Annotated in this window: 19 protein-coding genes; 6 read left to right on the top strand and 13 right to left on the bottom strand. The window is 58.8% G+C overall.

All coding sequences use genetic code 11. The annotated features are described in order from the left end of the window. Nucleotides 1-248: 248 nt before the first annotated feature. Nucleotides 249-542, bottom strand: a complete 294-nt coding sequence (locus tag ABCS64_RS09850) for an HU family DNA-binding protein (RefSeq protein ID WP_418891663.1) — start codon at nt 540-542, stop codon at nt 249-251. Nucleotides 543-668: 126 nt separating this feature from the next. Further along, complete coding sequence (gene uvrA / locus ABCS64_RS09845) at nt 669-3,542, bottom strand: excinuclease ABC subunit UvrA (protein WP_418891662.1); 2,874 nt, start codon at nt 3,540-3,542, stop codon at nt 669-671. 217 nt (nt 3,543-3,759) lie between these two features. On the opposite strand from uvrA, the gene ssb reads away from it, so the two are divergent. After that, nucleotides 3,760-4,230 (top strand): single-stranded DNA-binding protein, encoded by a 471-nt coding sequence (gene ssb, locus ABCS64_RS09840; protein WP_418891661.1) that lies wholly within the window; start codon nt 3,760-3,762, stop codon nt 4,228-4,230. Between the two features lie 193 nt (nt 4,231-4,423). On the opposite strand, the gene msrAB is transcribed toward ssb, so the two are convergent. The 6 genes from msrAB to ABCS64_RS09810 form a co-directional block, all read right to left on the bottom strand. Continuing rightward, on the bottom strand, nt 4,424-6,067 hold the full coding sequence (gene msrAB, locus ABCS64_RS09835; protein WP_479686657.1) for a bifunctional peptide-methionine (S)-S-oxide reductase MsrA/peptide-methionine (R)-S-oxide reductase MsrB: 1,644 nt from the start codon (nt 6,065-6,067) through the stop codon (nt 4,424-4,426). Nucleotides 6,068-6,556: 489 nt separating this feature from the next. Then, entirely contained in the window at nt 6,557-7,624 is a 1,068-nt protein-coding gene (locus ABCS64_RS09830) for a tartrate dehydrogenase (protein WP_418891660.1), read from the bottom strand. 319 nt (nt 7,625-7,943) lie between these two features. Next, entirely contained in the window at nt 7,944-8,711 is a 768-nt protein-coding gene (gene xth, locus ABCS64_RS09825) for an exodeoxyribonuclease III (RefSeq protein ID WP_418891659.1), read from the bottom strand. 103 nt (nt 8,712-8,814) lie between these two features. After that, entirely contained in the window at nt 8,815-9,336 is a 522-nt protein-coding gene (locus ABCS64_RS09820) for a glutaredoxin family protein (protein ID WP_418891658.1), read from the bottom strand. Between the two features lie 11 nt (nt 9,337-9,347). Continuing rightward, entirely contained in the window at nt 9,348-11,411 is a 2,064-nt protein-coding gene (locus ABCS64_RS09815; RefSeq protein WP_418891657.1) for a M3 family metallopeptidase, read from the bottom strand. A 191-nt stretch (nt 11,412-11,602) separates the two neighbouring features. Continuing rightward, nucleotides 11,603-12,544 (bottom strand): phosphoribosylaminoimidazolesuccinocarboxamide synthase, encoded by a 942-nt coding sequence (locus ABCS64_RS09810; RefSeq protein ID WP_418891656.1) that lies wholly within the window; start codon nt 12,542-12,544, stop codon nt 11,603-11,605. Between ABCS64_RS09810 and ABCS64_RS09805 the strand changes: the two genes are divergently transcribed. Beyond that, nucleotides 12,536-12,796 (top strand): hypothetical protein, encoded by a 261-nt coding sequence (locus ABCS64_RS09805; protein WP_418891655.1) that lies wholly within the window; start codon nt 12,536-12,538, stop codon nt 12,794-12,796. The genes ABCS64_RS09810 and ABCS64_RS09805 overlap by 9 nt on opposite strands. Nucleotides 12,797-12,992: 196 nt before the next feature. Here ABCS64_RS09805 and fba read toward each other — a convergent pair whose 3' ends face one another. From fba to gap, 5 genes are all read right to left on the bottom strand, one after another. Next, on the bottom strand, nt 12,993-14,057 hold the full coding sequence (fba, locus tag ABCS64_RS09800) for a class II fructose-bisphosphate aldolase (RefSeq protein ID WP_418891654.1): 1,065 nt from the start codon (nt 14,055-14,057) through the stop codon (nt 12,993-12,995). 14 nt (nt 14,058-14,071) lie between these two features. After that, complete coding sequence (gene pyk / locus ABCS64_RS09795; protein ID WP_418891653.1) at nt 14,072-15,538, bottom strand: pyruvate kinase; 1,467 nt, start codon at nt 15,536-15,538, stop codon at nt 14,072-14,074. Nucleotides 15,539-15,689: 151 nt separating this feature from the next. Further along, entirely contained in the window at nt 15,690-16,475 is a 786-nt protein-coding gene (locus ABCS64_RS09790) for a hypothetical protein (RefSeq protein ID WP_418891652.1), read from the bottom strand. Between the two features lie 199 nt (nt 16,476-16,674). Next, nucleotides 16,675-17,844 (bottom strand): phosphoglycerate kinase, encoded by a 1,170-nt coding sequence (locus tag ABCS64_RS09785; protein ID WP_418891651.1) that lies wholly within the window; start codon nt 17,842-17,844, stop codon nt 16,675-16,677. A 130-nt stretch (nt 17,845-17,974) separates the two neighbouring features. After that, nucleotides 17,975-18,976 (bottom strand): type I glyceraldehyde-3-phosphate dehydrogenase, encoded by a 1,002-nt coding sequence (gene gap / locus ABCS64_RS09780; protein WP_418891650.1) that lies wholly within the window; start codon nt 18,974-18,976, stop codon nt 17,975-17,977. A 476-nt stretch (nt 18,977-19,452) separates the two neighbouring features. Here gap and pgi point away from each other — a divergent pair, with 476 nt between their 5' ends. The 4 genes from pgi (at nt 19,453) to glgA (ending at nt 25,815) form a co-directional block, all read left to right on the top strand. After that, nucleotides 19,453-21,090: a glucose-6-phosphate isomerase gene (gene pgi, locus ABCS64_RS09775; protein WP_418891649.1), complete on the top strand. Its 1,638-nt coding sequence runs from the start codon at nt 19,453-19,455 to the stop codon at nt 21,088-21,090. 132 nt (nt 21,091-21,222) lie between these two features. Continuing rightward, a complete protein-coding gene (locus ABCS64_RS09770; RefSeq protein WP_418891648.1) occupies nt 21,223-22,860 on the top strand; it encodes an alpha-D-glucose phosphate-specific phosphoglucomutase in 1,638 nt (545 codons plus the stop codon). Nucleotides 22,861-22,954: 94 nt separating this feature from the next. After that, the gene (gene glgC / locus ABCS64_RS09765) at nt 22,955-24,229 is read left to right on the top strand and encodes a glucose-1-phosphate adenylyltransferase (protein WP_418891647.1); all 1,275 of its coding nucleotides are present in this window, start codon (nt 22,955-22,957) and stop codon (nt 24,227-24,229) included. Between the two features lie 134 nt (nt 24,230-24,363). Beyond that, nucleotides 24,364-25,815, top strand: a complete 1,452-nt coding sequence (glgA, locus tag ABCS64_RS09760) for a glycogen synthase GlgA (protein ID WP_418891646.1) — start codon at nt 24,364-24,366, stop codon at nt 25,813-25,815. Nucleotides 25,816-26,221 lie beyond the last annotated feature (406 nt).

Genomic DNA, 26,221 nt, shown 5'->3' with positions numbered 1-26,221 from the left:
GTATTTATGTGTGCTTTAGAGGTTTATCGTGTCTGGCGAAGCGCCAGAGAATCGCCGGCCGACAACATATAGTGAACCCTAGAAATTCGGCAAATGCTTCGCCTTGAATACTGCCTAAGAATGCTGACATTCGCTGGATTGTAGGTACGAAGCGGTCAAGATGGATCTGTCGGAATGCTCCGTGCGTCCCTGATAAAAAAGGCTTGCTGACCGCAAGCCCTTTTTGTATTTCCTGATTCTGGTGTCGCTTATTTTTTCTTCTTTCCTTTAGCTGCAACCGTTGCTTTGAAGGTTGCGCCTGGCGTGAATTTTGGAATAACCGTAGCAGGAATTTTGAGTTTCTCACCGGTCCTCGGGTTCTTGCCATCGCGTGCGGCACGTGCGGTGGATTTAAAGGTGCCGAACCCGACAAGGCTGACGCTATCGCCTTTGGCAACAGCCTGCACAATCGTCTGAATCACGGCATCCAGTGCCTGACCGGAAGCCGCTTTGGATAGCTCGCTTTTAGCGGCGATTGCATCAATCAATTCAGATTTGTTCATAGTATCTCCTATTGATGATTGGTGAGAGTCCGATAGGACCTCTGGCGCGATTCTGGCATTTTATATGTCCGATGGAAAGGGCATATCCCGGGATTTTTCAGGAAAAAATGTAAAAGTGGCGCATTTCTATGGCTTTTCGGAGGTATTTCCTTTTTGCCGGCGTGTCAGCAGGGGTTTGAGGAATACGCCGGTATAACTATTTTTGGCACGAGCGATGGCTTCTGGCGAACCGGTGGCAAGAATTCTGCCGCCGCCCGCGCCGCCTTCCGGGCCGAGGTCAACGATCCAGTCAGCGGTTTTGATCACATCCAGATTATGTTCGATGACGACGACGGTGTTGCCGTTGGCGGCGAGGCGATGCAGTACGCGCAGCAGCATTTCGATATCCTGGAAATGCAGGCCAGTCGTCGGTTCGTCGAGGATGTAGAGCGTGCGCCCGGTATCGCGCTTGGACAGTTCGAGCGCCAGCTTGACACGTTGCGCTTCGCCGCCAGAAAGCGTCGTTGCGCTTTGCCCCAGCGTGATATAGGAAAGGCCGACGTCTATCAACGTTTGCAGTTTGCGTGCCACGACGGGCACGGCGTCGAAAAATTCGCGAGCCTGCTCGACTGTCATTTGCAGCACTTCGTGAATGTTTTTGCCCTTGTAGCGGATTTCCAGCGTCTCGCGGTTGTAGCGCTGGCCGTGGCAAATGTCGCAGGCGACGTAAATATCGGGCAGGAAATGCATCTCAACAGTCACGACGCCGTCTCCCTGGCAGGCCTCGCAGCGCCCTCCCTTGACATTGAAAGAAAAGCGTCCCGGTGCGTAGCCGCGTGCGCGTGATTCGGGGACGCCGGCGAACAGCTCGCGGATCGGCGTCAGGAGGCCGGTGTAGGTGGCCGGATTGGAGCGTGGAGTGCGCCCGATCGGTGACTGGTCGACGTTGATGACTTTGTCGAACTGGTCAAGACCGACGATGGCGTCGTGTTCGGCGGGGTCGAGTGTTGAACCGTAGAGATGCTTGGCAGCGGCGGCGTAGAGCGTATCGTTGACCAGTGTCGACTTGCCGGAGCCGGAAACGCCGGTGATGCAGGTGAACAGGCCAACAGGTAGCTCCAGCGTGACGTTCTTTAAGTTATTGCCGCGCGCGCCGACGATCTTCAGCCAGTGTTCAGGGTCAGGCTTGCGCGGTGCGCCCGGCGATTCGATACGGCGGCGGCCGGAGAGATAGTCGCCTGTGAGCGAAGCCGGATTGGCGGAAATTTCGTCGGGGGTGCCTTGCGCAACAACGGCGCCGCCATGTACGCCCGCACCGGGGCCGATATCGACGACGTAATCAGCGCAATGAATGGCGTCTTCGTCATGCTCGACGACGATCACCGTATTGCCGATGTCGCGCAGGCGTTCCAGCGTCTCCAACAGACGACGGTTATCGCGCTGGTGCAAGCCGATTGACGGTTCGTCGAGTACGTACATGACACCGGTCAGCCCGGAGCCAATCTGCGAGGCCAGGCGGATGCGCTGTGCTTCACCGCCGGAGAGCGTTTCTGCCGAACGGTCGAGCGACAGGTAATCGAGGCCGACATTAATGAGAAACTGCAGGCGGCTGATAATTTCCTTGAGTACCTTTTCGGCAATCTGTGCCTTATTGCCCGCCAAGACAAGATGGCGAAAATAGTGGTGCGCGTCGGTGAGCGTCAGGCGGTTGATATCATGCAGCGTCAGCGCCTGCGCACCTTCGCCGATACGTACATGGCGCGCCTCGCTGCATAGCCGGGCACCACCGCATTCGGGGCAAACCTGATCGCTGATGTACTTGGCCAGGTCTTCCCGTGCGCCGGGGGAACTGCTTTCCCGATAACGCCGGGCGTAGTTGTTAACGATGCCTTCGAACGGATGGGTCTTGTCGTAGTGCCTACCGCCGAAATCGCTGATGTAGCGGAAGCGGATCGGCTCGCTGCCAGAACCGTACAGAATGGCATTGCGGATTTTTTCCGGCAATCGGTTGAATGGCGTTTCTACGTCAAAGCCATAGTGTTCGGCCAGCGCCATCGTAAACTGGAAATAAAAATGGCTTTTCCTGTCCCAGCCGCGGATAGCGCCCGCCGCCAGTGAAAGCTCCGGGTGAGCGACAATTCGCTTGGGGTCAAAGAACTGGATGACACCCAGGCCATCGCACTTCGGACAGGCGCCTACCGGGTTATTGAACGAGAACAGCCGTGGTTCGAGTTCGGGCAGCGAATAGGCGCAGACCGGGCAGGCAAAGCGGGCGGAGAACAGATGCTCCCGTCCGCTGTCCATTTCCAGCGCAATGGCGCGGCCGTCGGCCTGGCGTAGCGCGGTTTCAAAGGATTCGGCCAGGCGCTGGCGCAGATTGTCGCGTACTTTCAGGCGGTCGACGACGACATCGATCGTGTGTTTCTTCGTTTTGGCAAGCTTGGGCAACGCATCGATTTCATGAATTTCGCCATCGATACGCAAACGCGCGAACCCTTGCGCGCGTAATTCGGCAAACAGTTCCTGCTGTTCGCCTTTGCGGTTGGCGACCACCGGCGCCAGAATCATCAGGCGCGTGTCGGCAGGTAGCGCCAGCGCCTGATCGACCATTTGCGAGACGGTTTGCGATGCCAGCGGCAAACCGTGTTCCGGGCAGTACGGCGTGCCCGTGCGCGCGAACAACAGGCGCAGGTAGTCGTGAATTTCGGTGACGGTACCAACCGTCGAGCGCGGGTTATGGCTGGTCGCTTTCTGTTCAATGGAAATGGCCGGCGACAACCCCTCGATCAGATCGACGTCGGGCTTGTCCATCATTTGCAGGAACTGCCGTGCATAGGCCGAGAGCGACTCGACATAACGGCGTTGCCCCTCGGCATAAAGCGTGTCGAAAGCCAGCGAGGATTTGCCCGATCCGGATAGCCCGGTGATGACAATCAGCCGGTTGCGCGGCAGGTCGAGGTCGATGTTCTTGAGGTTGTGCGTGCGTGCGCCGCGAATGCGGATATGTTGAAGGTCTTCCATCCAATGCTGCCTTGTCAGTCGCTTTTTAGTCTTTTGTTTGTATTGTCATGCTGAAATTCGCGCCTAATATACGCGTTTCTGGCCGTACGAACCAATTCCCGAAACGGACGTGATCCGGCCGATGGCTCTCCGGCTTGCCGCCGGAAAGCGGCAAATCCGATAAGCCTTTATAATGACTATCATCCATTGACGCCTTTCATTTTTTTGTGGAGATAACATGGCCTCGGTGAACAAAGTCATTCTCGTCGGCAATCTGGGCGCCGACCCGGAAGTGCGCTACATGACCAACGGCGATGCCGTAGCCAATATCCGCATGGCAACAACCGAGTCGTGGAAAGACAAGGCCAGCGGCGAGCGGCGCGAAATGACCGAATGGCATCGTGTCGTCTTCTACCGGCGCCTGGCCGAGATCGTCGGGCAATATCTGAAGAAAGGCTCGCCTGTCTATATCGAAGGCCGTATCCGCACGCGTAAATGGCAGGATAAGGAAGGCCAGGAACGTTATACGACCGAAATCGAAGCGACGGAAATGCAGATGCTCGGTAGCCGCCAGGGGCAGGGCGATCCGTCGTCTTCATCTTCCTATGGTGGCGGCGAGGCGGCGCCCCGGGCTTCTTATGGCGGCGCCAAACCCACACCGGCGAAGAAAGCCGCCTTTGAGGACATGGACGACGATATTCCGTTCTGAGCCTGCCAGCGAGGCGTCGGCATACTGCGCCCCTGCGCATTCTTTGTAGCGCGGGCAGCGGGTGAGAAAACAGCAAACGGAGACGCATGGCGCGTCTCCGTTTGCGTTATGTGGCCGGTGTTAGCCCGGTTAGCCCGTCGAGATAACAGCGCGAAATGGCCCGAAATCGCCGATGCGGCGAAGGCGGGCATTTTTATTTTTTTGTCTCGCTGCGCCGGATGAATTCGACAAGATCGCCGTAACCGGCCGCCTGCATTTGAGAGAGCGGGATGAAACGCAGGCTGGCGCCGTTGATGCAGTAACGCAGGCCGCCCTTGTCTTTGGGGCCGTCTGGAAAAACGTGACCAAGATGGGCGTCGGCGACGCGGCTGCGAACTTCGGTGCGGCGCATGTTGTAACTGGTGTCCTCATGCTCGGTGATGACGGTGCGGCTGATGGGCCGGGTAAAGCTCGGCCAGCCGCAGCCGCTGTTGTATTTATCGGCAGAGGAAAAGAGCGGTTCACCACTGACAATGTCCACGTAGAGACCTGGCTCGAATAAATGGTCGTATTCGTGGCTGAAGGCGTATTCCGTCGCGCCGTTCTGTGTCACATCGTATTGCATGTCGTTGAGCGTACTGCGCAGTGCGGCCTTGTCGGGTTTGCGGTATTTGGCCGGATCGATGATGGGGTTACCCTCATTATCTAGCGTGGTTTGCTGTGTGTTGTCGGTAACGTTCGCAGCGGATTCGGCGGACTTTTCCGACGGCGAGAGCGGAATGTCGGCCTGCCGGATGTCGATGTGGCAGTAGCCGTTGGGATTTTTTGCAAGGTAGTCCTGATGGTATTCCTCGGCTTCGTAGAAGGCTTGTAGCGGCAGGTTTTCCACGACCAGCGGCTTTTTATGTTTTTTCTGTTCGCGCGCAAGCGCCTTGTCGATAACAGGGCGTTCGGCAGGGTCGATTGAATAGATGCCGGTGCGGTACTGCGCGCCGCGGTCGTTGCCCTGTTTGTTGAGGCTGGTCGGGTCGATGACGCGGAAGTAGTACTGCAAGATGTCATCCAGGCTGATGCGTTCGGGATCGTAGGTCACTTTCACGGTTTCGGCGTGGCCGCTGCCGCGGATCACGTCTTCGTAGCTGGGTTTCTGGGTTTTGCCGTTGGCGTAGCCGGAAACGGCGTCGGTCACGCCGTTGATGCGTTCAAAGTAGGCTTCCAGCCCCCAGAAGCAGCCGCCGGCAAGGTAGATGGTTTTGCTGTTCATGTTTACGGCTTTCTTTTGTGTGGGTTTGTAGAAGGTTTTTTTGGCGCTGATGTCGGCCTGCGGATTGGCCATCAAGGCAACAAGCTGCTCGCGCTGGATGTTGCCTTTGATCACGCGCTGGATATTGCCTTTGCTATCGAGCAGCGCCCAGCTCGGGTAGACGGCAATGCCGATGTCGCGCGCGATGCTGCCGCCGGTGTCGATCAGCGTCGCCGGTTTGGGGCGGTCGAGGCCGCGATACCACTGGACGAAATCCGCTTCCGGCTGTTCGCTCAGATAACCGGGCGAGGCCAGCGAGATAATGTTGATGCCGGCAAGCGCCTTGTCGTCATGCCACTTCCGCGTTTCCTCGAGCGTGGACAGGCAGAGCGGGCACCAGCTCGCCCAGAATTTGACGAGCGTCGGTTTGGCCGGATCGAGATGTTTAGCGGCCGGATTGCCGTCCACATCCTTCAGGGCGAGTAGACGTTGTTGCAGCGGGCTTGCCGCCATGCTGATTTCTTTCGGGCGGGCAAGCAGATTGAGCGCCGCCGTCATGAGCAGGATGCCCGCTGCGGCAAGGCCGCAGTACATTACCCGGGTAAAGTTGTTCATGGATACTCCGTTACACGTTCATGAAATTGAGGCACAAATTGTAGGGAAAAAATGTAACACGCAAAGTGATCAGCTTGTTTCAGGATGTAAACAACGGGGCGTTTCCAGGCAGGTGGCTCTGGAGCCCTTATAAATAAAGGGCTGGCGGGCAGGGCGCCAGGAGATGCCCTGTTTATAAGGGTTTCAGAGCACTCCACTTGGAGATGCCCTAAATACGCGGGCTTCAGGCCACCTCTTTTGGTAGATGCGCCCGCGCTTTCGCCCCTGGGTTTTTCTAATTTTCCCCCTGTCGGGGAGATGCCCGGAAACCCTCGCGGATAAAGGAACTCAGAGCGTTTCCCGCTGAGATGTCCTGTTTACAAGGGTCTCAGAGCGCCCCTTCCGAAATCTGCAAAAATAGTAAAGAAAACATAAAATGCCCTGAAGCCCCCGTAAATAAAGGGCTTCAGGGCATCAAAAAATATAAATCTGTTTTCCGCCTTTCTGTCTTCAGTTGCCGGCAATGACTTCGGCGATGGCTTTGCCAAGATCGCCCGTTTTGGCTTTGCCACCAAGGTCGGGGGTGTGTGGCCCCTCGGCCAGTACCGTTTCGATAGCGCGCAGTACGTCAGCCGCTGCCTGCGGATAGCCCAGGTGATCGAGCATCATTGAGCCGGCCCAGATCTGCCCGATCGGATTGGCGATCTGCTGTCCGTAAATATCCGGCGCGGAACCGTGTACCGGCTCGAACAGCGAAGGGAAGCGGCGCTCCGGGTTGAGATTGGCTGATGGCGCGATGGCGATGGTGCCGGTGCAGGCCGGGCCGAGGTCGGAGAGAATATCGCCAAATAAGTTAGAAGCGACGACGACATCGAAATAATCCGGCCGCCGGACGAAATTGGCGGTCAGGATGTCGATGTGAAACTTGTCCGTGCGCACGTCGGGAAACTCTTCGCCGATGGCGGCGAAGCGCTCGTCCCAGTAAGGCATGGAGATCGAGATGCCGTTCGATTTGGTCGCGGAAGTCAGGTGCTTTTTGTCGCGCCGCTGCGCCAGCTGGTAGGCGAAGCGGATGACGCGGTCGACGCCGATGCGCGTGAATATGCTCTCCTGCACGACGAATTCGCGTTCGGTGCCTGCGAACATCTTGCCGCCGATGCTGGAATACTCGCCCTCGGTATTTTCGCGCACGATGAAAAAATCGATGTCGCCCGGCTCACGGCCGACCAGCGGCGACTTGACGCCCGGCATCAGGCGCGCCGGACGCAGATTGACGTACTGGTCAAATTCGCGCCGAAATTTGAGGAGAGACCCCCAAAGCGAGACATGATCGGGCACGCGCGCCGGGTCGCCGACGGCGCCGAAAAAGATCGCATCATGGTTTCCGATCTGCGCCTTCCAGTCGGCGGGCATCATCGTTCCGTGCTTGAGATAGTAATCGCAGCTCCAATCAAACTCGTCCCACTGGATGGCGATACCATGCTTGCGCGCTGCCGCGTCGATGCAGCGCAACCCTTCCGGCATGACCTCTTTGCCAATGCCGTCACCGGCAATGACTGCAATTTTGTGAGCTTTCATGGCGTTTCCCTTTTCGGTTGGCAAGACAGTGAAACTGCGCTGTTTTTATGCCCTTTTTTACGCCAATGCGCAAGCGCGAACAGCCAAGAATATCGGCCGCTTTTCGCGACGGGAAGATCACTTCATCGGTTAGCGTTTTGTCGAAAAGACCAATGCAGGGCAAATGCAACGCACGCTTTAGTACGGGCGTGGGATCTGTCTTCTTTCCGTGGCGTACCTTGTGCGGGGCCATGCGGCGCGGCCAATGGTTCGAACTGTTTATTAAACGACGTCAGCAAAGGTCTGCCGCGTTTCTTCGCGGTGCGGCACTTCGTCGCGATTATGGTTCCAGCACGGTGATAACCGGCGCATGATCGGAAGGACGCTCATGCTTGCGCATCTCGCGGTCGATCAGGGACGCCGTGCAGCGCTGTGCAAGCGGCGTGGAAAGCAGGAGATGATCGATGCGCAGGCCTAAGTTTTTCTGGAAGCCCAGCATGCGGTAATCCCACCAGGAGAAACTTTTCTCGGGCTGGTCGAACAGGCGAAAACTATCTTTCAGACCGCAATCGAGCAGCGCGCGGAAGGCGGTGCGCTCGGCCTCCGAGCAAAGAATTTTTCCTGCCCAGACAACCGGGTTATGCACATCACGGTCATCCGGCGCGATGTTGAAATCGCCGGCGATGGCCAGATGCGGGTACTCGGCGACTTCTTCACGCAACCAGCGGGCGAGCGCCGCCAGCCAGGCAAGTTTGTAGGCATATTTCTCGCTGCCGACTTCCTGACCGTTCGGCACGTAGGCACAGATGACGCGGATGCCGCCAATCGTTGCCGCGATCAGGCGTTGCTGCGGGTCGGGAAAATACGGGTTGCCGATGGCGATGTCGACGAGCGGCTGTCGTGCGAGCAAAGCGACGCCGTTATAGGTCTTCTGTCCGGCAAAGGCGACACTATAGCCCGCAGCCTCAATTTCGAGGCGAGGAAATTTGGCGTCCTCCAGCTTGGTTTCCTGTAAGCAGACAATATCCGGCTGACGTACTATCAGCCATTCCAGCAGTTGCGGCAGACGAACCTTCAGTGAGTTGACATTCCAGCTAGCAAGCTCCATGACGATTCGTCCCCTTCCGTGGTTCGCGCATTTTTGCCGCTTCCGGTTTCACGCCGAACAGGCGCAATGGTATGCCGGGTGCCGACGGCGCCGATTTATCCGCTTATTGGGATTCGGTGAATGCGCCCGACGGCTTGCTGCCATAGGGGGCCGTGGTGGGATAGCCTGCCAGATCGAGGATGTTGTTCCAGGCGGTCGGGTCAAGCCCTAGCAGGTTCTGCGAGCCGATGCTGATACTCGGAGCAACCATCTGGCCGCCGAAACGCTTGTTTAGATCGTCGATTTCCTGCTTGTCGCGCATCATTTTTTCGGTGAAGGGCACGCCGCGTTTGTTGAGCAGGTCGCGCGCCTGTTTGCATAGATCCACGCAATCGGCGCTCGTGTAGAGCGTCACCGGAAATCTTTCGGCGGCCTGCCGCGCGGCGTAGGGAATCGGCGATGAGCCTGCTGCCGCTGATTTGTTATTGATGGTCGCGTTGATGCCCGCAGGCGGCGGTTGGTCGGAATAGACCGTGCGACCGCTTTTCTTGTCGACCCAGCGGTAGGTCGTTTGGGCATGCGCCGTAGCGATACAGGTCAAGGCGGTGAACAGCAGCGCGGAGCGCAGGGCAATTTTGACGTTCATGGTCTCCTCCTTTATTCGATAATCATACCACTGTGACGCAACAGGGCGTCCACCCGAGGTTCGCGGCCGCGAAATGCGCGGAAGCTGTCAGGGGCCGGGCGTGAGCCGCCGACGGAAAGGATTTCGTCAAGAAAACGTTTGCCGGTCGTCGGATCGAAAGGATTGCCGGCTTCTTCGAACGCGGCGTAACAGTCGGCGGAAAGGACTTCCGCCCATTTGTAGCTGTAATAGCCCGCCGCGTAGCCGCCCGCGAAAATGTGCGAGAAGCTGTTGGCAAAACGGTTCCACTCCGGCGGGAATATGACCGCGACTTCGCGCCGCACGGCCTCGAGCAGTTGCAGGATCCCCTCTTCGCCGGCAGCCGGATCGAAGCGGCTGTGCAGTAGCATGTCGAACAGCGAAAATTCGATTTGGCGCAACATCTGCATGCCGCTCTGGAAATTTTTTGCCGCGCGCATTTTCTCGAACAACGCGCGCGGCAGCGGTGCGCCGCTTTCAATGTGCGCGCTCAACGTCTCGATGACCGACCATTCCCAGCAATAGTTTTCCATGAACTGCGAAGGCAGTTCGACGGCATCCCATTCGACGCCGCGGATGCCGGACACGCCCAATTCGTCGACCCGCGTCAGCAAATGGTGCAGGCCGTGCCCGGTTTCGTGGAACAGCGTTTCGACTTCATCATGCGTCAGGGTGGCGGGCAGCGGGCGGCCGTCTTTTTCACCAACCGGGCGCGCAAAGTTGCAGACCAGATAGGCGACGGGCGTTTGCACGGAGCCGTCGGGCAGCCTGCGCCGGGCGATGGCTTCGTCCATCCAGGCGCCGCCCCGTTTTGTTTCGCGCGCGTACAGGTCAAGATAGAACTGTCCGACGCGCTGACCGGTCGCGTCCGTAATACGGAAGAAACGCACGTCGGCATTCCAGACCGGCGCGGTGTCGGGCGTAATGCGGACGCCGTACAGCGTTTCGATAGCGCGGAAGAGGCCAGCGAGGACAGTCGGCTCCGTGAAATAAGGTTTGACTTCCTGAGCGGAAAAGTCGTAACGCGCCTGTCGCAGCTTTTCGGCGGCATAGGCGTAATCCCAGGCTTCCAGTACCGGCAACCCCAGCGTTTTGGCGGCAAACTCACGCAGCTCGGCCAGGTCTTTCTCGGCGAACGGGCGCGCCTTGGCGGCCAGGTCGCGCAGGAAAACCAATACCTGCTCGACCGATTCAGCCATTTTCGGCGTCAGCGAGACCTCGGCAAAATTGGCGTAGCCCAGCATGTGGGCTTCTTCCTGCCGCAGTTCGAGCAGACGGCGTATGAGGGGGGCATTGTTCAGCGCAGGCGGGCCGAATTCCGAGGCGCGCGTGACATAGGCGCGATAGAGCGCGGCGCGCAGCCGGCGGCTGTCGGCATATTGCATGACGGGGAGATAAGAGGGCATGTGCAGCGTGAATTTCCAGCCATTTTTGCCTTCTTTCTCCGCCGCCTCACGCGCGGCCTGGATGACATCGTTTGGCAGGCCGGCGAGTTCGGATTCGTCACTGACGTACTCGGCAAAAGCATTGGTGGCGTCGAGCAGGTTTTCAGAAAATTTGGCGGATAGCGCGGCCTGTTCTTCCTGAATTGCCTGAAAACGCGGTTTCTGCGCCTCCGGCAGTCCTGCGCCGGAGAGGCGGAAGTCGCGTAGCTCGTTGTCGATGATGCGCTGTTGCGCCGCCGACAGCGAGGCATAGTCGGCACTGTCGCGCAGCGCCTTGTATTGGGCGAACAGCGCGAGATTCTGCCCCAGTTCGGCGTAGAAACGGGACACTTCGGGTAGCAGGGCGTTGTAGGCTTCGCGCCAGTGGGGAGTGTCATTGACCGAATGCAGATGGCCGACAATGCCCCAAGCGCGCGCGAGGCGTTCGATACCGTCATTGAGCGGCGCGACAAAATCTTTCCAGGTGGCGGGAACGGTGCCTGTCGTCAGCCGTGCGACGAGTGCGCGGGATTCGGTGAGCAGCGCATCGATGGCGGGGCGGACGTGTGCCGGTTCGATGCGGTCAAAACGGGGAAGTCCAGAAAAATCGAGTAAAGGATTGGCGTCAGTCATGGTGAATAAAACGGTTTGATGGATGATGGGTTCGGGAGCGGTATTTCAGGCACGGCCGGCAGTTGCGGCTGCACGCCGTGCTATCGTATCCGATGGGTTTAGATCCTCTACGGCGTCGCCCCACCGCCTTGCAGAAAGGCTTGCCGGATCAGCGCAAATGCGCCGGGGCAAGCCGGCAGGCAGGGCGATGCTCAGTGCGGGTCAGCCAGCTTCCGGCCGGTCAGTTGTTGGTAGGCCTCAATGTATTTGGCGCTGGTACGCGCAATGACCTCGGCGGGCAGTGCCGGCGCAGGCGGCTGCTTGTTCCAGCCGATCGCTTCCAGATGGTCGCGCACATATTGCTTGTCGTATGAAGGCGGATTGTGGCCGGGCTGATAACTGTCTTTGGGCCAGAAACGCGATGAATCGGGCGTGAGCGCCTCGTCGATCAGATGCAGCGTACCGGCGGCGTCAACGCCGAATTCAAACTTGGTGTCGGCAATGATGATGCCGCGTTCAAGCGCGTAGGCAGCGGCTTCCGTATAAAGCTGAAGGGCCGCCGCACGCGCCTGCTCGGCAATCTGCGCGCCGGTTTTGCCTGCGCGGGGCAGGATGTCTGAGAGGGCTGCCTCACAGTCGGCCTGCATCCGGGCGAAGGAAATATTCTCGTCGTGGCCTACCGTGGCTTTGCTGGCCGGTGTGAAGATGGGTTCGGGCAGGCGGGCCGCCAGTGGCAGACCCGGCGGCAGTGCGATGCCGCAGACGGCGCCGCTGCGCTGATAATCCTTCCAGCCGGAACCGATCAGGTAGCCGCGCACGACGGCTTCGATCGGCAGCGGCCGAAGCCGTTTGACGACGAGACTGCGGTTGCGTACCTGCGCGCGTTCTTCCGGTGTGACGACCGATTCCGGGTCGATTCCGGTCAGTTGGTTGGGCAGGACATGCGCCAGCCTGTCGAACCAGAAATTGGCCAGTTGCGTGAGCACCTGGCCCTTGTGCGGAATCGGGTCGGGCAGTACGGCGTCGAAGGCGGAAAGGCGGTCGCTGGTGACGATCAACAGTCGGTCGTCATCGATGGCGTAGATGTCGCGGACCTTGCCGCGCCCGAGCAGCGGCAGACTTTTGAGCGAGGACTGATAAAGAGCTTGGGTCATGATGAGTGGCAGGAAAATAAAAAGGAAATTGCCGCCGGCCGGGGTCGTAAAGCGGAATGCAGCAAATGGTTAGGCCGGTATGGCCGGTCGGTGAAAAACGCCCTCTCCGTGAAAGCGCGAAAGGGCGTGCCGCAGGCAATACGGCAAAACATGCCGACATTGCAGGAAAAATCAGGTTCATCAAATATTGCTTTTTGGTCGAAACGCCGCTTTTTCAGGGCAGTAGAACCAGGGGTTATTGGAAGTGCTTAATTTCTTTCAAATCGGGACAGCACATAACAGCGCAACATACGCCGCCTCATGTGTCGTGCTGTGTTGGAACGCCGACCGCAGAAAGCGGCAAGACCAAGCTAATTGTTGATCTGCCTGGCCCTGCCGATGCTTCAGGCCGCCCGTATCGCGCGTGGATACGGGTCGGCACGACAGACTTCGGTGGCGCGACAAGTCATCAGCGGACGATCTGATCGAGTTCGCCTTGACTGTAGCGTTCAGCCATCTTGCTGAGCGGAATCGCCTTGATCTTGCCGGCCTGTCCGGCGGCGCCAAAGGCTTCAAAACGGGCGCGGCAGAGTTTCTTGGCAGCTTCGCGCGCGGGTTTGAGGTAATCGCGTGGGTCGAATTTGCCGGGGTTCTCGACAAAGTAGCGGCGAATCGCGCCCGTCATTGCCAGACGAATGTCGGTGTCGATGTTGACCTTGCGTACGCCGTGCTTGATGCCGCGCACGATTTCTTCGACCGGCACGCCGTAAGTTTCCTTCATGTCACCGCCGAATTCGCGGATTTCGGCGAGCAGTTCCTGCGGTACCGACGAGGAGCCGTGCATGACCAGGTGGGTATTTGGGATGCGCGCGTGGATTTCGGCAATGCGGTCGATGGCCAGAATGTCGCCGGTGGGCTTCTTGGTGAACTTGTATGCGCCGTGGCTGGTGCCGATGGCGATAGCCAGTGCGTCGCACTGCGTCTGCTTGACGAAGTCGGCGGCCTGTTCGACATCGGTGAGCAGCTGCTCGCGCGTCATCGTGCCTTCGGCGCCGTGGCCGTCTTCCTTGTCGCCTTTCATCGTTTCGAGCGAACCGAGTACGCCCAATTCCCCTTCCACCGAAACGCCAATCGAGTGGGAGAATTCGGTGACTTTCTTCGTCGTTGCCACGTTATATTCGTAGGAAGAGACCGTTTTTCCGTCCGCCTGGAGCGAGCCGTCCATCATCACCGAAGAGAAGCCGGAGCGGATAGCCGCCATGCAGACTGCCGGCGATTGGCCGTGATCCTGGTGCATGACGATGGGGGTGTCGGGATAGGCTTCGAGCGCAGCCAGGATCTGGTGGCGCAGGAAAGGTTCACCGGCATATTTGCGTGCGCCGGCCGAGGCCTGCATGATGACGGGCGAGTCGGTTTCGCGGGCGGCTTCCATGATGGCGATGACTTGCTCCATGTTATTGACGTTGAATGCCGGCAGGCCGTAGCTATGTTCGGCGGCGTGGTCGAGCAACTGGCGCAATGAAACGAGTGGCATGGTTTTCTCCTTGGTCAATGAAACGGTGGAATGTGCATGTTCGGGACGGCTGTCTGGGCGCCTTCACCGATACGCATGATGGACAGTGTGTTGGTGCCGCCGGGTGTGCCGTGACGGTCGCCGTAGGTAAGGACGATAAGGTCGCCTTCGGCGGCAACGTCAGCTTCTATTAGCCGACGCTCGATTTCGCGCCGCATACCGGCTCGGTCGTCGGGCATTGGATCGATCAGCAGGGGCGTGACCTGGCGGAAAAGTGACATTTTGGGTAATGAGGCGGCTTCCTGCGTCAGCGCAAAAATCGGCACGCCGCAATCAAGGCGGCTCATCCAGAGCGCCGTAGAACCGGAGCTGGTCAGCGCAACGATCGCCTTGACGTTCAGGTGATAGGCGGCAAACAGTGCGGACAGGGCAATCGATTGGTCGATACGGGTAAAAACGCGATCGAGAAATTCGCGGTCAAGCGTGATCGGCATTGATTTTTCCGCTGCCCGGCAGATGCGCGCCATGGCCTCGACCGTCTGCTCCGGGTAGGCCCCTACAGCGGTTTCGGCCGAAAGCATAACGGCGTCGGTTCCGTCGATGACTGCGTTGGCGACGTCGGAAACTTCGGCACGGGTCGGTGTCGGCGCGTGAATCATCGATTCCATCATTTGCGTCGCCGTGATCGCCAGTTTGTTCCGTTCGCGTGCCATGCGGATCATCCGTTTTTGCAGTGCCGGCACCGCTGCATCGCCGACTTCGACCGCCAGATCGCCGCGTGCGACCATCAGCCCGTCGGAGGCGTCGAGGATTTCCGCCAGCGCATCGACGGCCTCGACACGTTCGATTTTTGCGATGGTCAATGCGCTCCCGCCCGCAGCCCGCATCAACTGGCGCGCCATGTACATGTCCGAGGCGCTCTTGGGGAAAGAAACGGCGAGGAAGTCCGCACCCATCTGCGCCGCCGTCTTGATGTCGTCCATATCCTTGGCGGTCAGCGCCGGCGCTGAGAGGCCGCCGCCCTGACGGTTGATGCCCTTGTTGTTCGAAAGCTCGCCGCCGTGGCGCACGCGCGTATGGATTTCCGCGCCGGCCACATGGCTGACCTCCAAGACGAGGCGACCGTCGTCTAGCAGCAAGATGCTGCCGCGGTTGACATCGTGCGGTAGATCCTTGTAGTCGAGGCCGACGCGCGCCTGGTTGCCGAGCGTGCACTGGGCATCGAGAATGAAGCTGTCGCCTTCTTTAAGCAGAATTTTGCCGTTCTCAAATTTGCCAATGCGGATTTTCGGCCCCTGCAGGTCGGCCAGAATACCGACGGGACGCTTGAGGCGGGCAGCGACCTGCCGCACGGTATCGGCCAGTGCGATGTGATCCTCCGCCTTGCCATGTGAAAAATTCAGCCGAACGACATCGACGCCGGCCTGCAACAGGCGCTCCAGTGCCTGCGGGCTGCTGGAGGCCGGGCCGAGTGTGGCAACGATTTTGGTGTGGCGAATCATGGCGTACCCTTAAAACGCGGCCGGCAAAACCGCAGGGGAGGCATTGGAAATGCTGCCGTTTGAAATCGCTGTCCAGGGGGCGATTTCGCTGAAATTCTACTGTAAACCGCCCTCTGGCCACAGGGCGGTTTACAGCGCGGTTGCATCGTGTTTAGAGGTTGGCCGAATGCCACCACTTGCTGTATTTGTCGCGCAGTTCGTGGTGTGAGGGCATCGGATAAAAAGCCATGTCATGACCGTTGCCGATGTAGAAGCCGCGCTTGACCATCCGGTAGGGGAATTCGAGCGAATGTACGCGGTGTACCAGCTTGGTCTGCTTGATGCTTGGCGCCGTCCCTGTTGGCGGCTTGAGTTCAAGCAAGGCCTCGCGCAAGTGATGGATGAACGAGTAGGGCAGGTCGCCGACCGGCCCGTTTTCCGGGTCGTTAGCCAGAGCGCCGAGTTCAAGCTCGACGAAGAACAGACCAGGGAAGCGGATGAATTTTTCCGGGTGAAGCGTCACGCTTTCGTAGAAATGCCCCGGGTCAAGGTTGCTGACGACGAGACTGTTGACCGGCACCATGTCCTGATACAGATGCAGGCTGTATTCCGGATCGCGCGGAATGCTGCTGCCCCGTTCGATACCGATGGCGTGACCGTAAGCGGTCGTCAAATAAAGCTTGCCGAGCGCGCTGACCGGCAGGTGTTCGAGCACGCGATAGACCGAGATGTACACCGAATGTTTGGGGCGGCCCTCGGCATTGGGGACGCAGCGGGCAAAGGCACTATCGATGTCGAAATATTCGTTGCGAAAATTCGGATCGACCTCGAAGAACATGCTCTGTCCCTTGGACTTATAGCTGTTGCCTGTCGAATAATACTGACCGAACCGTTCCGGCGGCAGATTGGAGGCGATGAGCGCTTCCGGGATCAGCGAGAAATAGAGATGAATATCCATGTTATGTGACCTTTTCGATAAGTTTTCTCATGCACTCGATTTTTGATTTTCCTGCAAACCGTTCGCACATACAAGCCAAGCGCGCATTTGCGGGCTGCTTCATGCATCCGGCCATTTTTAGCAGAAACCGAGAAAGAGGCGGATTATGCCAGTGTTGCAGGACCTGAATGTTCGTATGGCCGATGCCTACGCCGTAGCCTCAGCCTGCGTTACGCGATTCGAGAATTTCCACGGCAGGCAGGCGTTTGCCTTCGAGAAATTCGAGAAAGGCGCCACCTGCGGTAGAGATATAGCCGACCTTGTCTTCGATACCGAAAACGTGGATGGCCGATACGGTGTCGCCGCCGCCAGCCAGGGTAAACGCCTTGGAAGCCGCGACAGCTTCTGCCAGCGCTTTGGTGCCGCCTGCAAAAGGCGCCATTTCAAAAACGCCGACCGGCCCGTTCCAAACGACAGTGCCGGCCTGGGCGATGATGTCCGCCAGCGCCTTGGCTGATTGTGGCCCGATGTCGAGGATCATATCGTCGTCGGCGACTTCATCGACGCTTTTGACTGTCGCCTGCGCTGTAGCCGAGAATTCCTTGGCGACGACAACATCGGTTGGTAATGGCACCTTGACTTTGGCCATGACGGCTTTGGCCTGGTCAACGAGATCGGGCTCGGCAAGCGACTTGCCGATTTTCTTGCCAGTAGCAAGCAGGAAGGTATTGGCGATGCCGCCGCCGACAATCAGCTGGTCGACCTTGGCGGACAGACTTTCCAGCACGGTCAGCTTGGTCGAGACCTTGGAACCGCCGACGATGGCGACAAGCGGGCGTGCCGGTTGCGCCAGTGCTTTGGTCAGCGCTTCCAGCTCGGAGGCGACACAGGGGCCGGCGCAGGCGATTTTTGCGTACTTGCCCATGCCATAGGTGGTGGCTTCGGCGCGGTGTGCGGTGCCGAAAGCGTCCATGACCCAGATGTCACAGAGCGATGCCATTTTCTGTGAAAGGCCATCGTCGCACTTTTTTTCGCCCTTGTTGCACCGGCTGTTTTCGAGCATAACGACTTCGCCGGGGGTGACCTCGAAACCGCCATCAACCCAGTTTTGTACCAGACGGACAGGTTGCCCAAGCAGTTCGGACATACGTTTGGCAACGGGGGCGAGCGAATCTTCAGGTTTGCATTCGCCTTCGGTCGGACGGCCCAGGTGCGAAGTCACCATGACCGCGGCGCCTTTGGACAAGGCGTAGCGGATGCCCGGCAAAGCGGCGCGAATGCGCGTATCGTCGGTAATGGCGAGGTGGTCGTCCTGCGGCACGTTGAGGTCGGCGCGGATAAAGACGCGCTTGCCGCTGACATCAAGATCGGTCAGGCGTTTGAAAGTCATGACAGTCATCCGTTAAAAAGTCGAAACAAAAAAATAGGGAAGGCGTTTGGAGCAATGCACTCTTCCGCCTTCCCTGTGTGTAACCGCCGCGGCATTGCCTGGCTGGGAACAGTTGGTCGCAGCCGGGCGCTTACTTGGCCGCCATAACGCGGATCATTTCCAGCACCTTGTTGGAATAGCCCCATTCATTGTCATACCAGGAAACCAGCTTGACGAAAGTTGGGTCAAGCGCAATACCGGCGTCGGCGTCGAATACTGAAGTACAGGCTTCCCCACGGAAATCGGTCGAGACGACCTTATCCTCGGTATAACCGAGCACGCCCTTGAGTGCGCCTTCCGATGCGGCCTTGAGCGCAGCGCAGATTTCCTCATAAGAAGCCGGTTTTTCAAGCTCGCAGGTCAGGTCGACAACGGAAACGTCGGAGGTCGGTACGCGGAAGGCCATACCGGTGAGTTTCTTGTTCAGCGCGGGAATGACCTTGCCGACGGCCTTGGCGGCGCCGGTCGAGGACGGGATGATGTTTTCCAGGATGCCGCGGCCGCCGCGCCAGTCCTTGTTCGACGGCGCATCGACCGTTTTCTGCGTATTGGTCGTGGCGTGTACCGTGGTCATCAGGCCGCGCTTGATGCCGAAGGTGTCGTTGATGACCTTGGCCAGTGGCGCCAGGCAGTTGGTTGTACACGAAGCATTGGAGATAATCGGCTCGCCCGCATAAGAGGCGCAGTTGACGCCAAAGACGAACATTGGCGTGTCATCCTTCGATGGCGCCGACATGATGACTTTCTTGGCGCCCGCGTCGATGTGCTTCTGCGCCGTTTCTTTCGTTAGGAACAAGCCGGTGGATTCAACAATGATGTCTGCGCCGACCTCACTCCATTTCAGTTCGGCAGGGTCCTTGCAGGCGGTCAGACGAATCTTTTTGCCGTTGACGACCAGAAAGTTGCCTTCGACCGACACATCGCCCTTGAAGCGACCATGAACAGAATCGAATTTCAGCATATAGGCGACATAGTCGGGTTCGAGCAGATCGTTGATGCCGACGATCTCGATATCCTTGAAATTCTGAACAGCGGCGCGGAACACCATTCTTCCGATACGACCAAAACCGTTGATGCCTACTTTAATAGCCATGACTGCTTTCCTTTATATACAGTGAAAAAATCTGATAATCCGGTTCAACAATAATACAAATACCATCGACGAAATTTACGGCAGCGTCTTATCGACAAAGCGATGCATGCCGATAGACGCATTCGATGCAAGATGCCTTTTGATCACGGAAGGGTTCGGGGACACGCCCCTTGCGTGGGGGCTGATACGAACCCTGGCGGCGCGCAGTTTTTTCTGCCTGCTTCCTGCTTGTCCCGCGACGTCACCCGCTATTATCCCATGCTTTTGCCTGCTTTTTGGCATTGTTTGGCCGCATTTAAGAGCGAGCGTTTTCTGGCATGCCGGAGTTCCGCCAACCGGCTCCGCAAGCACAGATTTTTTTGCCGTCAGCCTGTTGTATGCGCCGGTTCTTTGCCATAATGGTATGGCAGGAACGCTGCATGCCGTAAGGCGGGCGGGGAACAGAAAAGATGAATCAAGGGGAAAGGGAAAGCATCATGATGCTGACGCGTTCGAAGACATGGCGGGATCTTGAAGCGCATCGTCAGGCGCTGGCAGAGAAATCGTTGCGCGAACTGTTCGCGGAAGACCCACAACGGGTTGCTGCGCTCAGTTTCTCGTTTGAAGGTTTGTTCTACGATTTTTCCAAGCAGCGCCTCACGGGGCAGACATTGCAGCTGCTGCGCGCGCTGGCGCAAGAGCACGGCGTAGAGGAAGGCATTCGGCGCATGTTCGCCGGCGAGCACATTAACAATACCGAAGACCGTGCCGCGCTGCATGTAGCGCTACGCCATTCCGGCACGCCGTTCCCTTCCGCAGGCGTCGACGTGATGCCGGAAGTGCTGGCAACGCGCCGCCGGATGGCCGAATTCGCCGACCGCCTGCGCGCCGGAAAATGTCTGGGCCACCAGGGCGCGCCGATCAAGGATGTCGTCAATATCGGCATCGGCGGCTCCGATCTGGGGCCGAAAATGATGAATTATGCGCTGCGTTCGGTCGCGCATCCGTCGCTGGGCGTGCATTACGTTTCTAACCTCGACGGCGCGCAGATGGCGACGCTGCTACAGACCCTCGATCCGCGCACGACGCTGTTCATTGTCGTCAGTAAAACATTTACGACGCAGGAGACGCTGTTCAACGCCAATACCGCGCGTACCTGGCTGCGCGCCAATCTGGGCGAGGATGTGGTGCTGCAGAACCATTTCGCGGCGGTGTCGAGTAAACCCGAACGCGCCGTCGAATTCGGCGTCAATAAGGACTGCATCTTTCCAATCTGGGACTGGGTTGGCGGCCGCTATTCCTTGTGGTCGGCGGTGGGTCTGGCACTGATGATCGCCATCGGCCCGCAAGCTTTCGATGAAATGCTGGCGGGCGCCGAGCGCATGGATAGGCATTTTGCCAGCGCGCCGTTCGAGCGGAACCTGCCGGTCACAATGGCGTTGATCGGTTTCTGGAACACCAGTTTTCTGGGCGCGGAAAGTTTGGCTGTGCTGCCCTACAACGAGTCGCTCAAATATTTCCCGTCTTTCCTCCAGCAACTGGAGATGGAGAGTAATGGCAAATCGGTCAGCCGCGACGGTGAGCCGCTGGCGATGCCCGCCTGCCCGATCGTCTGGGGCGAACTGGGCAACAATGGGCAGCACGCTTTCTTTCAGCTGCTCCATCAGGGCGGGCGTCTTATCCCCTGCGACTTCATCGCCGCCGTGCACGCCGATTTTCCACTGCCCGGGCATCAGGAAGCGCTTCTGTCCAACTGTTTTGCCCAGAGCGCTGCCTTGGCCTTCGGCAAGACCGACGCCGAGGCGCGCAGGGATATGGAAAAAGCGATGCTGCCCGTCCATGAAATCGAGCGCTTGCTGCCGCACCGCGTTTTCAAAGGCAACCAGCCGTCCTCGACGCTGCTACTCGACGGCCTGACGCCGGCGACATTGGGCGCGCTGGTGGCGCTGTATGAGCACAAGGTCGCGGTGCAGGGCATGCTCTGGGGCGTCAATTCGTTCGACCAGTGGGGGGTTGAACTGGGCAAAGCCATGGCCAGCCAGATCCTGCCGGCTGTGCGTGACGCCGCGCAGGCGCAGGGGCTGGATGCCTCGACACAGGCGCTGCTCGATTTCAGCCGCCGGCATCTTGACTGAGGCGCTGCGGGCGTTCGCACGATTCGCGTGCGGCGGATGTTGGCGAAAGGGCGAAAGGCGGCGGATTCATGGCTTGCCGGCCTGGGGTCGTAAATGGTTTGAGACATTGGAACGAACGGGAGGAAGCGTGCAATGAGCGTCAAAACAGTGGCAACCCGGCCCTTCGCCGGCCAGAAACCCGGAACCTCCGGGCTGCGCAAGAAGGTCAAGGTTTTCAGCCAGCCCGGTTATCTGGAAAATTTCGTCCAGTCGATTTTCGATACCTTGAACGGTCAGCAAGGCCAGACGCTGGTGCTGGGGGGGGATGGCCGCTATTTCAACGACGTTGCCATCCAGATTATTTTGCGCATGGCAGCAGCGGCCGGCTTTGGGCGCGTCCTGGTCGGGCAGGGCGGAATCTTGTCGACGCCGGCGGCGAGTGCAGTCATCCGCAAACGCGCCGCGTTTGGCGGCATCATTCTTTCGGCCAGTCATAATCCCGGCGGTGTCGAGGGTGATTTCGGCATCAAGTACAACCTGGCTAACGGCGGGCCGGCCAACGAAACCTTTACCGACGCGGTATATCAGCGGACGCAGGGCATCACCGAATACCGTTACGTCGAGGCGGACGACATTGATCTTTCCCGTTTGGGTGAAACGCGCATCGGCGCAATGACGGTCGAAGTTATCGACCCGGTGGCCGACTATGCCGAACTACTCGAATCGCTGTTTGACTTTGAGCGCATTGCCGCTCTGCTGGCGCGTCCCGGTTTCCGCATGCGTTTTGATGCCATGCACGCTGTCACCGGCCCCTATGCCAAAGCCTTGCTGGAACGGCGCCTGGGCGCGCCGGCCGGTACGGTCGTCAACGGCACGCCCTTGGCCGATTTCGGCGGCGGGCATCCCGACCCCAATCCCGTCTATGCCGCCGATCTGGTTAATGCCATGGCCGACCCCGGGCTGGGCCTGTCGTTTGGCGCCGCCTCCGACGGCGATGGCGATCGCAACATGATCGTCGGCAGCAATTTCATCGTCAGCCCGAGCGACAGTCTGGCGATACTGACGGCCAATTATTCTCTGATTCCGGCCTATGCCAAGGGGCTGGCCGGCGTGGCGCGCTCCATGCCGACGAGCTGCGCGGTGGATCGGGTGGCCGCCGATTTCGGCATCCCGTGTTTTGAAACGCCGACCGGGTGGAAATTCTTCGGCTCGCTGCTCGATGCCGGAAAAGCCACGCTGTGCGGCGAGGAAAGCTCCGGCACAGGCTCTAATCACGTGCGCGAGAAAGACGGCTTATGGGCGGTGCTCTACTGGCTCAATATTCTGGCTGCGCGCAATGAGTCCGTCGAACAGATCGTGCGTGCCCACTGGCAGAAATACGGCCGCAACGTCTATTCCCGCCATGACTATGAAGGCGTCGAATCAGCGAAGGCGGAGGCGATGTTCACGGCGCTGCGCGGCAAGCTGCCGACGCTGGCTGGGCAGACGATTGGAGGCATGCGTGTGCGCATGGCCGACGACTTTAGCTACACCGACCCGGTCGATGGCGCGCGCAGCGAGCACCAAGGCGTCCGCATTCTGCTTGAGGATGGTTCGCGTGTGGTGTTCCGGCTGTCGGGCACCGGTACCGAAGGCGCGACGATCCGGCTTTATCTGGAACGCTATGTTGCCGACCCGGCACAGCATAGCGTGCCGACCCAGCAGGCGCTGGCGCCGCTGATTGCCTTAGCCGAAAGTGTGGCGCAGATCACGGCCACGACGGGCAGGACGAAGCCGGATGTGATCAGTTGATGGGGTGGCGGTCTGGCGGTTGCGTGCCGTATAAGCATTTTTGTGGAACGCAGCCCTTTGAATCTTGAATGGATGAATGACCTGGGAGCGGAAGATGATCGATAAACGAACGTTTCGATTGCCCGGACGGGCCGTGGCGCTGGTATTGGCGGGTGGGCGCGGCAGCCGTTTGTATGAACTGACCGACTGGCGCGCGAAACCGGCCGTCTATTTTGGCGGCGAATACCGCATCGTCGATTTTGCCCTGTCCAATTGCGTCAATTCCGGTATTCGCCGAATCGGCGTCGTGACCCAGTACAAGTCGCACAGCTTGCTGCGGCATTTGCAGCGCGGCTGGAGCTTTTTGCGCGCCGAAATCAACGAGTTTGTCGACCTTCTGCCGGCGCAGCAGCGGGTGGATGAGGAGTCGTGGTATCGCGGTACGGCCGATGCGGTTTACCAGAACCTGGACATTGTTGAGACCTATCTGCCGACACCGGAATACGTCGTTATCCTCGCTGGCGACCATATCTACCGGATGAACTATGCGGCCATGCTCGTCGATCATGTGGAAGGCGGCGCGGAATGCACGATCGCCTGCATCGAGGTGCCGCGCAAGGACGCTACCGGCTTTGGCGTGATGGCGATCGACGATCAGTGGAAAATCACCGACTTCGTCGAAAAACCGGCTGATCCGCCCCCCATGCCGGGCAAGCCGGATGCCTCGCTGTGCAGCATGGGCATTTACATTTTCAATGCCAAATACCTCTATAGCGAGCTGCGGCGTGATATCGAAGATCCTGAATCGAGTCACGACTTTGGCAAGGATATCATTCCGCATGCAGTCAAAAATGGGCGGGCCAAGGCGCATCCCTTCCATCTGAGCTGCGTGCATGCCCCGGAAGAAGGCCCTGGCAAAGAGCACTACTGGCGCGATGTCGGCACGATCGACGCCTATTGGGAAGCGAATATCGATCTGACGGCGACCGATCCGGCGCTCAATCTCTACGACCGCGCCTGGCCGATCTGGACGTACCAGCAACAGTTGCCGCCAGCCAAATTCGTGCATAACCAGGCCGACCGGCGCGGCATTGCCATCGAATCGGTTGTTTCCGACGGTTGCATCATTTCCGGCGAAATCAACCGTTCATTGCTTTTTTCCTCATGCCGCGCGCACTCGCACACCCGTATCGACTGGTCGGTGCTCCTGCCGGAGGTCGAAGTGGGGCGTGGGGCGCGTTTGAGTCGTTGCATCATCGACTACGGTGTCAAGATTCCACCGGGCTTCGTCATCGGCGAAGATCCCGAAGCGGATGCGCGCCGCTTCCGGCGCACGTCGAACGGCATTACGCTGGTGACGCAGAAGATGATGGATCAGGTGGTATCCTGAACCGCCGTACTCTTGCGTGCTATTGCAGAAACCGTCGTGAGTGAATACATAAATCAATCCGTGTGAATGCTGTCGGCGTCTGGCTCGTCCGGCCGGACGCCGCCGCGGCCATTCCAACAGGCGCAGGCGATGCCATGAAAATCCTTCACGTTGCTTCGGAAATTTTTCCCCTGGTTAAAACCGGCGGGCTGGCCGATGTTACCGCCGCCCTGCCGCCGGCGCTGGTTCGGCGCGGACTGGATGTGCGCATGCTGCTGCCCGGTTTTCCCGGCATTCTAGCCGGCATGGAATCACTCAAACCGGTGTGCGCCATTGGCCCTGTTTTCGGCGCAGCGGCGGTCAGGCTGCTATCCGGCCGTCTGCCGGATAGCGGGCTGCCGGCCTACGTGATCGACGCGCCTTTTTTATACCGACGTCCGGGCAACCCCTATCTGGGGCCGGAAGGCCAGGACTGGGCGGACAATCACCGCCGCTTCGCCCTGCTCGGCTGGGCGGCTGCACACCTGGCCTCTGGCGAACTTGATACCGGCTGGACGCCTGACATTATTCACGCCCACGACTGGCATGCCGGACTGGCCGCCGCTTACCTGCGCCAGAATCCTGCGCTGGATACGAAAACCGTCTTTACCATCCACAACATGGCCTTCCGCGGTATTTTTCCGATGGACTGCCGCTATGAACTGGACTTGCCGATGAGCGCCATGACGCCGATGGGTATGGAATTTCACGGCAATCTCTCATTCATGAAGGCTGGCCTCGTCTATTCCAGCAAAATCACCACCGTCAGCCCCACCTACGCGCAGGAAATCTGCACCGCCGAATTCGGCTGTGGCCTGGAAGGCGTCATGCGTGACCACGGCCAGGATCTGTCCGGTATTCTCAATGGCGTCGATTACGCCGTCTGGCGACCGGACGATCCGCTAATCGCCAAGCCCTACAGTGCAGACAACTTGAAGGGTAAGCAAGCCGTCAAACAGGCGCTACAAGCCGAGTTTAAGCTCGACCGCGCGGCGAAAGGACCGCTGTTCGGCGTGGTCAGCCGCCTGACCGCGCAGAAAGGGATGGATCTGCTGCTGGCCGCTTTGCCCGAACTGTTGCAGGAAGGCGGCCAACTGGTCGTCCTCGGCACGGGCGACGCTGAACTGGAAACGGGCTTTCGTGATGCCGCTGCGGCACATCCCGGCCAGGTCGCCATTCATCTGGGCTACGACGAAGCCATGTCGCATCGCGTCATCGCCGGTGCGGATGTTCTACTCGTCCCTTCCCGCTTTGAACCCTGCGGTCTGACCCAGCTTTATGCCTTGCGCTACGGCACTCTCCCGCTCGTGCGGCGCGTGGGCGGGCTGGCCGATACCGTTGTCGATGCTTCGCCGGAAAATCTGCAATCCGGCTGTGCGACGGGATTCGTGTTTGAAGAAGCGACGCGCTACGCACTGGGCGCACGCATCCGCGAAGCCAGCCAGTTTTATCACGACGCGGCAGCCTGGCGGCAGGTGCAGCAATGCGCCATGCGGCAGGATTTTTCCTGGGACGATGCCGCTGCACATTACGAAGCGCTCTATCAAAGCCTGCGACAAAGCGAATAAAAGCCTACAAAAAAGCTTCCCACAAACCCGTGCAAGTAGGGCAGAAAACATAAAATGCCCTGAAGCCCTTTAAATACAAGGGGTACAGAGCATCAAAAAACATAAACCGGAAAAATAGCGGCTTCCTTTACAGGAAGGCCGCATTAACTTGCCGTGCTTTTTATAGCGCCTTTCTTTGCCAAAATACGGCGTTGCTGTGTTGGCTTAGCATTGTCGTACTAAATGTACTGTCAGTGGCTTTACTGCCTTGTCTTTTGGCAAATTCGAGCCGCTATTTTTTAGCGCCTCAAAAGGGATACCCGGAAACCCGCGCGGATAGGGCGTTTCCAGGCATCCCCTCGGAAATTCCCTAAATACAAGGGCTTCAGTGCAGACACCCTGAGATACTTTAAATATAGGGATTGCC

Origin of the sequence: Dentiradicibacter hellwigii (assembly GCF_041770905.1) — a bacterium.
Taxonomy (GTDB): Bacteria; Pseudomonadota; Gammaproteobacteria; order Burkholderiales; family Rhodocyclaceae; genus Propionivibrio; species Propionivibrio hellwigii.
This window is presented reverse-complemented; position numbering and strand designations above follow the sequence as displayed.

Bases quoted from the DNA above. Each gene is read 5' to 3' on its own strand.
- ABCS64_RS09850 (WP_418891663.1), bottom strand. From the start codon at position 542: ATGAACAAATCTGAATTGATTGATGCAATCGCCGCTAAAAGCGAGCTA.
- uvrA (WP_418891662.1), bottom strand. From the start codon at position 3,542: ATGGAAGACCTTCAACATATCCGCATTCGCGGCGCACGCACGCACAAC.
- ssb (WP_418891661.1), top strand. From the start codon at position 3,760: ATGGCCTCGGTGAACAAAGTCATTCTCGTCGGCAATCTGGGCGCCGAC.
- msrAB (WP_479686657.1), bottom strand. From the start codon at position 6,067: ATGAACAACTTTACCCGGGTAATGTACTGCGGCCTTGCCGCAGCGGGC.
- ABCS64_RS09830 (WP_418891660.1), bottom strand. From the start codon at position 7,624: ATGAAAGCTCACAAAATTGCAGTCATTGCCGGTGACGGCATTGGCAAA.
- xth (WP_418891659.1), bottom strand. From the start codon at position 8,711: ATGGAGCTTGCTAGCTGGAATGTCAACTCACTGAAGGTTCGTCTGCCG.
- ABCS64_RS09820 (WP_418891658.1), bottom strand. From the start codon at position 9,336: ATGAACGTCAAAATTGCCCTGCGCTCCGCGCTGCTGTTCACCGCCTTG.
- ABCS64_RS09815 (WP_418891657.1), bottom strand. From the start codon at position 11,411: ATGACTGACGCCAATCCTTTACTCGATTTTTCTGGACTTCCCCGTTTT.
- ABCS64_RS09810 (WP_418891656.1), bottom strand. From the start codon at position 12,544: ATGACCCAAGCTCTTTATCAGTCCTCGCTCAAAAGTCTGCCGCTGCTC.
- fba (WP_418891654.1), bottom strand. From the start codon at position 14,057: ATGCCACTCGTTTCATTGCGCCAGTTGCTCGACCACGCCGCCGAACAT.
- pyk (WP_418891653.1), bottom strand. From the start codon at position 15,538: ATGATTCGCCACACCAAAATCGTTGCCACACTCGGCCCGGCCTCCAGC.
- ABCS64_RS09790 (WP_418891652.1), bottom strand. From the start codon at position 16,475: ATGGATATTCATCTCTATTTCTCGCTGATCCCGGAAGCGCTCATCGCC.
- ABCS64_RS09785 (WP_418891651.1), bottom strand. From the start codon at position 17,844: ATGACTTTCAAACGCCTGACCGATCTTGATGTCAGCGGCAAGCGCGTC.
- gap (WP_418891650.1), bottom strand. From the start codon at position 18,976: ATGGCTATTAAAGTAGGCATCAACGGTTTTGGTCGTATCGGAAGAATG.
- pgi (WP_418891649.1), top strand. From the start codon at position 19,453: ATGATGCTGACGCGTTCGAAGACATGGCGGGATCTTGAAGCGCATCGT.
- ABCS64_RS09770 (WP_418891648.1), top strand. From the start codon at position 21,223: ATGAGCGTCAAAACAGTGGCAACCCGGCCCTTCGCCGGCCAGAAACCC.
- glgC (WP_418891647.1), top strand. From the start codon at position 22,955: ATGATCGATAAACGAACGTTTCGATTGCCCGGACGGGCCGTGGCGCTG.
- glgA (WP_418891646.1), top strand. From the start codon at position 24,364: ATGAAAATCCTTCACGTTGCTTCGGAAATTTTTCCCCTGGTTAAAACC.